A 3,950-nucleotide genomic window follows, 5' to 3' on the forward strand; every position below is an offset into this window, starting at 1 on the left:
ACACTTGCCCGGAATTTAGGCAGGACGGCCAGGGGGCCAAGGGCTGGCAGCTACCCCGCAACACCTTCGTGGTAGCAACCAGGGTGCCCGACACCTTCCCCGCGGGGGCAGAAGCCACGGGGTAATCCGGCGGGGAATGCAACGGTGGGCCAGATCGCGATGAGTCTGACCCAAAAGGGCTGGGAGGCGGTTTGAGCCACCAAGCCGGTGGAGGCAGGAGCCAAGGGTGGAAGGCTAGGTTGGCGCCTACGGCCCCTCCCCCTGGGTCAGCTTCTGGTACACCCCCAGACCGATCACCAGCAGAACAGAGCCAACCAGCAGGAAAGTTGGGTACACCAGCAGACTGATATCCTTTTTGGCGGCCGTGAAGACGAAAACCAAGGCCTCCATGAGCATGGCAATATTGATTATCACCAGGAACTTGATCAACGTGCCGCGCTGGCTTCCTTGCGATTTTTGCCCCCTGGGAAGGAAAACCTCTTCCTCGACCAGAAATTTGGCCACATCAAATACGGCCATGCCGATGACGATCAAGGCAATTCCGTCGAGAAGAGAGGGGACGAACAACGCGGCGTCCCCCCAGGACATCCAGACCTCATATACCGCGCCCCCCATCAGCAAGAGAGCCATCAAGCTCAGAAACAGGCTGATGAGGATGTACACGCCTCGCCCAAGCTGCTCTGAAAAGTACCTCGCCCCTCTCACATTTGTTTCCCTGTCTTGGGCCTGAATCCTGTTGGCGGGCCTCCGCTTCCCTCAGGAGGAGCGGGGCAATGCCTGCGGGACCCTGCCGGGGCCGGCCGGGTCATCCCGCGCCCCCTCCTCCCTGAAGCCTTGGGAGCCCCGGTGCAGGCCTACCCGGTTCCGCCCCCTTATTGGTTTCCTCCTTGGGAGTTTGGCGCGAAACGCCCTCTCGGAGCCACCCTTGCGGGTCCGGTAGGGCTACGCGACATTGTTCCTGGGACCGAGGCCCCAGCACCACTACGCCCGTCACCACGACCGGGGCGAAAACCCGCGCGATCTGCTCAACGCGGCCCACACCGAGCGGGGGTTCGTTCAGATGGTTCCACGGATGCTCCTGGCGTACACCAGCGGCGCATTACGCTACGGCCTGGTGGTGGCCCACCGCGGCCCGGAATCGAGGTCCAGCGGTCCATGAGCGCCTACATCCACAAGCTGGCCACCGCGGTGCCCGCCACCGCGTGCCGCCAGGCCGATCTGGCCAGCTGGATGCAGTACTACATGGGCGAGGATGCGGCCACGCGGCGCTTTATCGACCGCACCTGGCCGCTGGCCGGCGTTGAGCGGCGCCATACGGTGCTACCGGATTTCGAGGGCGGGTCCGCGGAACCCCTGTTCTTCCCCGCGGGCGGGGGCACGGAGCAGCCGGGTACGGAAGCCCGGAACCAACTTTATGAAGAGCATGCCGGCGCGCTCTGCACGCGGGTGGCGCGCTCGTTACTGGACGGCCAACCCCCTACCCAGGCCCAGCGCATCAGCCATGTGATCACGGTCTCGTGCACCGGATTCACCGCGCCGGGCCCCGAGCAAGCGGTGATCCGTGCGCTGGGCCTGAGCCGTTCCACGCGTCGCTACCATTTGGGGTTCATGGGCTGCTACGCCGCCCTGCCGGCGCTCGATCTGGCGCGCTCGATCTGCGAGGCGGAACCTTCCGCCCGGGTGCTGGTGCTGTCGGTGGAGCTTTGCACCCTGCACCTGCAGCCGGACCCCGGTCGCGACAACCTCGTTTCGGCGGCGCTTTTCGCCGATGGGGCGGCGGGCGCCCTGGTGTGCGCGGAGGAGCCCGTCCGGCCCGGTTTTCGCATCGAGGCGACTGCCTCGCTGCTCACCGAGGAGGCCAGCAGCGAGATGGCCTGGACCCTCGGGGATACCGGGTTCCGCATGACCTTGTCCAAGGAGGTCCCGGCCATCATCGAGGCCAACCTCCACGCGGCCCTGCAGACGCTTCTGACCCAGCTGGGCGAGGGGCCGGAGGCCGTCGATGCCTGGGCCCTCCATCCCGGCGGACGGCCCATCCTGGACGGCATCGAGCGGAGTTTGGACCTGAGTCCGGAGCATACCGAGGTGTCGCGGCGCATCCTTGCCAGCTACGGGAACATGAGCAGTGCTTCCATCCTTTTCGTGCTGGCGGCCATGCTGGACCGCGGCGTTGACTCGCCGGGGCGCCGCATCCTGGCGCTGGCCTGCGGTCCGGGCCTGGCCGTGGAGAGCATGCGCCTGACCGGGGTCGGAGGCCGCCGGTGAGGCCCGTAATCCTGCGCGATCGCGAGCCCGGACTTACCGAGCGCATGGACGCGCCCGACTGCGATCCGGACGAGCTCGCCAACACCTATCGCCAGTTCTTCTGGATCAACGCGCTGTTATCGCGCAGCCGGATGCTCTATCGCCGGTGGCTGCGGCCACGCATGGGCGAGCCCGGGGCGACGTATTCTCTGCTCGATATCGGCTTCGGCGGCGGCGACATTCCGCTCCGGATCGCCGCCTGGGCGCGCCGGGAAGGGATCGATCTGCGGGTGCGCGGCGTGGAGACCGATGCGCGGGCCGTGGAATATGCCAATCAGCAACCGCTGCCGGACGGGGTCCGTTTCGAACACGGCGATGCCCACGAATTGGCCGCGCGCGGGGAGCGTTACGATTTCGTCCTCTCCAACCATATGCTCCACCACCTCGTCGGCGAGGAGCTGGAGGGGATGCTGGCCACGGCGGCCACGCTGTGCCGGCGGGTGGCGTTGTTCAACGACCTGGTGCGAACGGATGTGGGCTATGGGCTATTCTCGGCAGTGACGCCCCTTTTCTTCCGGCGTTCTTTTATTCGTGAGGACGGGCTACGCTCGATTCGCCGCTCGTATACCCGGGAAGAGCTGGCCCGGCGCGTCGGCGCGGGCTGGCGGGTTACCCCGCTGTACCCCTTCCGTCTGCTGCTGGTCTACGACCGTGAGCGCGGGTGAGCTGGAGCGCTGCGATGTCGCGGTGGTCGGCGGCGGGCCCGTGGGCCTGTATCTCGGCGCCGAGCTGACCGAACGGGGCATGGATTGCCGGGTGCTGGAATCTCGCCGGGCCCCGGCACCCCATTCGCGCTCCATCGGCATCCATCCGCCGGCGCTTGGGCGGCTCGCCCGGCTGGGCCTGGACGAACGGCTGAAGGAGGAAGCCGTGGCGATCCGTCGCGGGCACGCAATCGGTGAACGGGGCCGCCTGGGCACGGTCCGGTTCGACCGCTGCCCGCCACCGTTCCCTTATATCCTCGCCATCCCCCAGCATCGCACCGAGTCGGTACTAGCGCGTTTCCTCGAGGAACGCGCCCGGGGCGTGCTGTGGCGGGGGTATCGGGTAACCGCATGCCGCGCGGAAGGCCCGGAGACCCGTCTGTCCTGGCAGGGGCCATCCGGCGAGAGCGGCGAGCTCCGCTGCCGGGTGGTCGTCGGCTGCGACGGCAAGGATAGCCTGGTGAGGAAGGCCATGGGGGGCACCTTCCGGGGAGGACCTTATCCGGACCGCTACGTGATGGGGGATTTCGAGGACAACACCGACCTGGGGGCGGATGCGGCGGTGTATCTGCCGCGCGAGGGCCTGATCGAATCGTTCCCCTTGCCCCATGGGCGGCGCCGGTGGGTGGTCAAGACCGACACCCGAAACGAGCCGCCGGACCGGGCGGTGATTGATGAGGCCGTGCGGGCGTGGTTAGGCCACGAGCTCGATTCGGCCGCCTGTCACATGACCAGTGCGTTCGGGGTGGGCCGGTACTTGGCCGCGCCCATGGCCGGGCCCGGCTGGGCCCTCGCCGGCGACGCCGCCCATATCGTCAGCCCCATTGGCGGCCAGGGCATGAATCTCGGCTGGCTGGATGCCGCGGAGCTCGCCGAGCGACTGGCACGCGCCGGACCCCGGACCCAGAGGCGCCAGCGCGAGCTCGCCGCCTACAATCGCCA

The 3,950-nt window shown here is 67.6% G+C and carries 5 protein-coding genes; 4 read left to right on the forward strand and 1 reads right to left on the reverse strand.

Annotated features, from left to right (window positions below):
• Positions 1-246: 246 nt before the first annotated feature.
• Positions 247-663 carry a general glycosylation pathway protein gene (locus ACLFRB_RS11605; protein ID WP_411069174.1) on the reverse strand — a complete coding sequence of 139 codons (417 nt, stop codon included), beginning with the start codon at positions 661-663 and terminating at the stop codon, positions 247-249.
• 289 nt (positions 664-952) lie between these two features.
• Here ACLFRB_RS11605 and ACLFRB_RS11610 point away from each other — a divergent pair, with 289 nt between their 5' ends.
• From ACLFRB_RS11610 to ACLFRB_RS11625, 4 genes are all read left to right on the forward strand, one after another.
• Positions 953-1,159, forward strand: coding sequence for a hypothetical protein (locus tag ACLFRB_RS11610; protein ID WP_411069175.1), 207 nt, complete (start codon positions 953-955; stop codon positions 1,157-1,159).
• Positions 1,156-2,265, forward strand: coding sequence for a type III polyketide synthase (locus ACLFRB_RS11615; RefSeq protein WP_411069176.1), 1,110 nt, complete (start codon positions 1,156-1,158; stop codon positions 2,263-2,265). Before ACLFRB_RS11610 ends, ACLFRB_RS11615 begins: the two co-directional genes overlap by 4 nt.
• A gap of 44 nt (positions 2,266-2,309) precedes the next feature.
• Positions 2,310-2,969, forward strand: coding sequence for a methyltransferase domain-containing protein (locus ACLFRB_RS11620; protein ID WP_411069177.1), 660 nt, complete (start codon positions 2,310-2,312; stop codon positions 2,967-2,969).
• Positions 2,956-3,950, forward strand: a 995-nt coding sequence (locus tag ACLFRB_RS11625) for an FAD-dependent oxidoreductase (protein ID WP_411069178.1), incomplete at its 3' end; no start/stop codon positions are given. The genes ACLFRB_RS11620 and ACLFRB_RS11625, both read left to right, overlap by 14 nt.

The sequence above is a fragment of the Thiohalorhabdus sp. genome (assembly GCF_046545655.1).
Taxonomy (GTDB): Bacteria; Pseudomonadota; Gammaproteobacteria; order Thiohalorhabdales; family Thiohalorhabdaceae; genus Thiohalorhabdus.

Bases quoted from the DNA above. Each gene is read 5' to 3' on its own strand.
- ACLFRB_RS11615 (WP_411069176.1), top strand. From the start codon at position 1,156: ATGAGCGCCTACATCCACAAGCTGGCCACCGCGGTGCCCGCCACCGCG.
- ACLFRB_RS11620 (WP_411069177.1), top strand. From the start codon at position 2,310: ATGGACGCGCCCGACTGCGATCCGGACGAGCTCGCCAACACCTATCGC.